The following is a 4,547-nucleotide window of genomic DNA, read 5'->3' as shown; positions in this document are numbered from 1 at the left end:
CGCGCTGCCGGAACCGGGCGCGTCCCTCGCGCGGGACGCCGGGACGGGCCACGACGAGGTCGTGGCGGCCGCCCTGGCCGCGCTCGACCAGCACGAGGCGGAGCTCCGGTCGGGGCTCCTGGCGGCGCTGGACGCGGCCACCGTCACCTCCGTGGCCGCCGGCGCCGGCGCCGTCACGCGCGAGCGGGCCGGACGTGCGGCGGCGGACCTCGTGTTCTGCATCGACGTGCGCAGCGAGCCGCTGCGGCGGCACCTGGAGGCCGTCGCCGACGTCCGCACCGTCGGCTTCGCCGGGTTCTTCGGCTTCACCGTGCAGCGGACGTGCGGCACGGGGCACGCCGCACGGACCGCCGACCGCCTGCCCGTCCTCGTCGCGCCCACCGCGACGGTCCGGGAGGACGTCGTCCTGGAGCCGGGCGTCGGCACGCTGCTCCTGCGTGCGCTGCGGGCGGCGCTCGACGCACCGGGCGGCGGCTTCGCGGCGGTCGACGTCGCGGCGCTCAAGGGCGCCGTCACGGTGGCCCAGACCCTCGTGCCGTCGGCACGCGCGCTCCCCGAGGTCGCGGTGGGCGAGCTCGTCGCCGACGGCGAGGCGTGGCCGGGGCTCGTCGACGCCGCCGTCGGCCTGGTGCGGGCGACCGGGCTGCACGGTCCGCGGACAGCGCCCGTGGTGGTGCTCGTCGGGCACGGCAGCACGTCGACGAACAACCCCGCCGAGGCCGCGTTCGACTGCGGGGCGTGCGGGGGGAGCCGGGGCGCCTTCAACGCCCGCCTGGCGGCGGCGACCCTCAACGCACCGGCGGTGCGCCGGCGCCTCGAGCAGGAGGGGCTCGCCCTGCCGGAGGACACGGTGGTCGTGGCGGCCGAGCACGACACGGCCCTCGACAGCGTCCGGCTCTACGCCGGGCAGCCGACGGCCGACACCACCGGGCTGGTCGCGGCGCTCGCCGACGCCGGCGCACGGACGGCGACCGAGCGGACCACCCGTCTGCCCGGCGCGCCCCGGGGGCTCGTGACGCCCGACCGGGCCGTGCGGCACGTGCGCCGTCGGGCCCTGGACGGCAGCGAGGTACGGCACGAGTGGGGCCTGGCCGGCAACGCGTTCTTCATCGCGGCGCCGCGCGACCTCACGCGCCAGGTCGACCTGGGCGGCCGGTCGTTCCTCCACGAGTACGACGCGTCCGCGGACCCCGACGGCGCCCTGCTCGAGTCGATCCTCACGGCGCCGCTGGTGGTGGCGCACTGGATCAACGCCCAGTACCTGTTCTCCGCCGCCGACCCGCGCAACCTCGGGTCGGGGACGAAGACCGCGCACAACCCGGTCGGGGCGCTCGGGGTCCTGGCGGGCCCGGGCGGCGACCTGCTCACCGGCCTGGCCGAGCAGTCGGTGCGGCACGACGGGGCGACGGTCCACGACCCCGTCCGCCTGCTCGCCGTCGTGGCCGCCGACCCGCAGGCGATCGACGCGGTGCTGGACCGGCACGCGAACGTCGCGGCCCTCGTGACCGGCGGGTGGCTGCACCTCGTGGCGCTCGACCCGCGTGACGGCTCCGCGCTGCGGCGGACGGCGACCGGCTGGCTCCCCGAGTCGGTGGGCGCGCTCGTCCGCGACCCGCTGGACGAGGCGGTCGGTGACGCGGACGACGACCTCGACGAGCGGTTCGCCGACGCGGTGCGGCGCTGAGAGCCGCCCCCGCCCGCGGCATCCCTGCACCGCGGGCGGGGGCATCGAGCCGGACCTCCGCGCGGGGGCGGGCGGCCGCCGCGCCCGGCAGGGACCTACGTCGTCGGGCCCTCGGCCGGTGACCCGGACGCCGGGTGGTCCCCCGGGAGCAGCACGGTGCTGAGCAGCCGTCGCCGCCGGCCGGGAGCCGGCTCGTGCGCGAGGCGGGGCAGGACCACCTCCCGCAACGCCGCGACCATCTCGTCGAGCTCGTCGTCGGACAGGTGCAGGGCGTTGGAGCGGTACCCGACACGGTCGCGGGCCAGGTCGACGTCGCCCGTCGCGAGGTACCGGTCGTACTCCCCGAGGAGCCCGAGGGCGAAGACCAGGAACGCCTGGCGGTGGTCGTCGAGGGACATGCGGGCCGCCGCGTCCGCGTCGACGGACGCCGCCCCCTCCCGGAGCCGGTAGGTGCGTTCGACCGCGCCCCGGACGCGCTGCTCCGCGGCCACCTCCAGGACACCCCCGTCGACGAGCGCGGCGACCTGGCGGTAGAGGGTCGCGGCGGGCACCTCGGCGAGCTCGCCGCGCAGGTCGGACGTGGTGAGCTCGCGACCGCCCAGGAACGCCTGCGCGATCCGGAGCCGGACGGGGTGCAGCACGACGTCGGCCGGGGTCAGTGCCATGCCTCCACCCTACGTGACGCTCTCATACTTGACAATGTTCTCGTCGCTGAGAAGGATCACCCCATGACCACGATCTCGCTCACCCGCACCTCCCTGCGCGTGCACCCGACGCGGTCCGAGAAGATCCTCGGCCTCCTCCGTGACACGGAGGTGCCGCTGTCCGCCGTGCGCGCCGTCGAGGTGGTCCCCGACGGCATCGCGGCGGCGCGCGGGATCCGGGCCCCCGGGCTGGGCATCCCGGGCGTCCGGCTCGTCGGGACGTGGCGGGGCCGGAGCCGTCGTGCCCTCGTCTCGGTGCGGCGGCAGCGGCCGGCCGTCCACGTCCGCCTCGAGGGAGACCGGTGGTCCGAGCTGCTCCTCGACGTCGACGAGCCGGCATCGGTCGCCGAGAGGATCCGCAGTGCCCTCGGGTGAGCCGTCGACCCGCCACGCGCAGACACCCGTGAACACCATCAGCACCACCGTCCGCATCGGATCCCACGGCGAGACGCTCGTCGGCACCCTCACGACGCCCGGCCACGCCGCCCCCTTCCCCGCCGCGCTCGTCCTGCCCGGCTCCGGCCCGGTCGACCGCGACTCGGACGTCCGGCAGCTCCGCCTCGGCATCACGCGCGAGCTGTCGGACGCCCTCGTCGCCGCCGGCTTCGCGACCCTGCGCTACGACAAGCGGGGCGTGGGCGAGAGCTCGGGCAGCTTCCTGGCGACCGGCCTGACGGACGTCGCCGCCGACGCGCGAGCGGCCCTCGCCGTCCTGCGGCAGCGTCCCGAGGTGGACGCGTCGTGCGTGGTGCTGGTCGGGCACAGCGAGGGAGCGCTCGTGGCCGCGATGGTGGCCGCCGAGGACCGCGACCTCGCCGGTGTCGCGCTGCTCAGCGCCTCGGCGAGGCCGGGCGAGGAGCTGCTCCGCTGGCAGGCGGCCCAGATCGGCCCGACGCTGCCGGCACCCGTCCGCCTGCTGCTCCGCGCCTTCCGCACCGACCTCGTCCGTCAGGTCAGCAAGAACCACGCCCGGCTCCGTGCGACCACGACCGACGTGGCGCGAATGGGCGGCCGGCGCATCAACGCGCGGTGGCACCGCGAGTTCCTGGCGTACGACCCGCGTCCGGACCTCGCGCGCATCACCGCTCCGGTCCTCGCGCTCACGGGAGCCAAGGACCTCCAGGTCCCGGCCGCGGACGTCGACGTCATCGCCGCCACCGTCCCCGGGCCGGTGCGGGCCGTCGTCGTCGACGACGTCAGCCACGTCCTCCGCAGCCAGCCGGGCGCACCCAGCCTGGCGTCCTACCGGTCCGACGTGCGCAAGCCGGTCGACGAGCGGGTCCTCGGCGCCGTGACCACGTGGGCGACCGACCTGGTCCGGGCGTGACGCGCCCCTGACGGCGCCTCAGCGGTAGGCGGCGGCGTCCACCACGAGCCGGATGAAGGCGCCGTCGGTGTGGAAGGACTCCCCCGCGCCGTAGCCGCCGACGACGACGCGCGGCACCGTCACGCCGTCGACGGTCCACTCCTCCGCGCAGACGGCCCCGAACGGGTGCAGCTGCCAGGGGCCCCCGTCCACGCTCGCCCAACGGGGCATCGTGCCGCGCAGGAGCCTGCCCTCCGCGTCCACCCTGACCGTCAGCTCGTGGCGGTGGCCGAGCACCTCCACGGTGCCGACGGCCTCGGCCTCCGACACGGGGGACCAGGTCACCCGCGGGTCGAGCGCCGCGGCGGGCACGAAGCACATCTCGCTCACGGCGCGGGCGGCGGCGCTGCGGGCGAGGTCCGGTCCGGAGGCGTCGACGACGGGCAGGACGCCGAGCAGCCGGTGCCGCATCCGCGCCTCGTCGCCCACGAGGGAGTCGTGGCCGACGAGCGGCAGGCCCAGCACCCGGGTGCGGACGGGCCACACGTAGCCGCGGAAGGGGTCGAGCGCCTGGACGGCGCGGAACGGCCACCAGCGGCCGCGGAGGCGGATCGTGCCGTGCTGGCGCAGGGTGACCGCCGTGCGCAGGGGCTCCCCGGCCGGGAGCGCGCGCCTCAGCCACCGCGCGACCGGGTCGGGCAGGCCGTCCGTCATGGCGGGGTCGAACGGCGTCTCGGCGACGGGCCCCGCCAGGACGCGCTGCCAGTCCCCGCGGAGGGCACCGGGGACGTCCGCGAGGGCCGGCGGACCGGACGCCCCGCGTCGGCGTGGGACCGCGCCCTGGAGCGCCCGA

Annotated in this window: 5 protein-coding genes; 3 read left to right on the top strand and 2 right to left on the bottom strand. The window is 77.1% G+C overall.

The annotated features are described in order from the left end of the window. Positions 1-1,684, top strand: a 1,684-nt coding sequence (locus N866_RS16595; RefSeq protein ID WP_155855434.1) for a putative inorganic carbon transporter subunit DabA, incomplete at its 5' end; no start/stop codon positions are given. 95 nt (positions 1,685-1,779) lie between these two features. Here the strand turns inward: N866_RS16595 and N866_RS16590 are convergent. Beyond that, on the bottom strand, positions 1,780-2,349 hold the full coding sequence (locus N866_RS16590; protein ID WP_034228486.1) for a helix-turn-helix domain-containing protein: 570 nt from the start codon (positions 2,347-2,349) through the stop codon (positions 1,780-1,782). A gap of 63 nt (positions 2,350-2,412) precedes the next feature. On the opposite strand from N866_RS16590, the gene N866_RS16585 reads away from it, so the two are divergent. Together N866_RS16585 and N866_RS16580 are read left to right on the top strand one after the other, a co-directional pair. After that, positions 2,413-2,763, top strand: a complete 351-nt coding sequence (locus N866_RS16585; RefSeq protein ID WP_034228483.1) for a hypothetical protein — start codon at positions 2,413-2,415, stop codon at positions 2,761-2,763. Between the two features lie 28 nt (positions 2,764-2,791). Continuing rightward, entirely contained in the window at positions 2,792-3,715 is a 924-nt protein-coding gene (locus tag N866_RS16580; protein WP_052023179.1) for an alpha/beta hydrolase, read from the top strand. 18 nt (positions 3,716-3,733) lie between these two features. Here N866_RS16580 and N866_RS21560 read toward each other — a convergent pair. Then, positions 3,734-4,547 (bottom strand): DUF6544 family protein (locus N866_RS21560; RefSeq protein ID WP_052023178.1); only part of this gene is annotated, 814 nt, incomplete at its 5' end.

The sequence above is a fragment of the Actinotalea ferrariae CF5-4 genome, assembly GCF_000603945.1.
Lineage (GTDB): Bacteria > Actinomycetota > Actinomycetes > Actinomycetales > Cellulomonadaceae > Actinotalea > Actinotalea ferrariae.
Note: the sequence above shows the minus strand (reverse complement) of the source record. Positions and strands in the feature narration are given on the sequence as shown.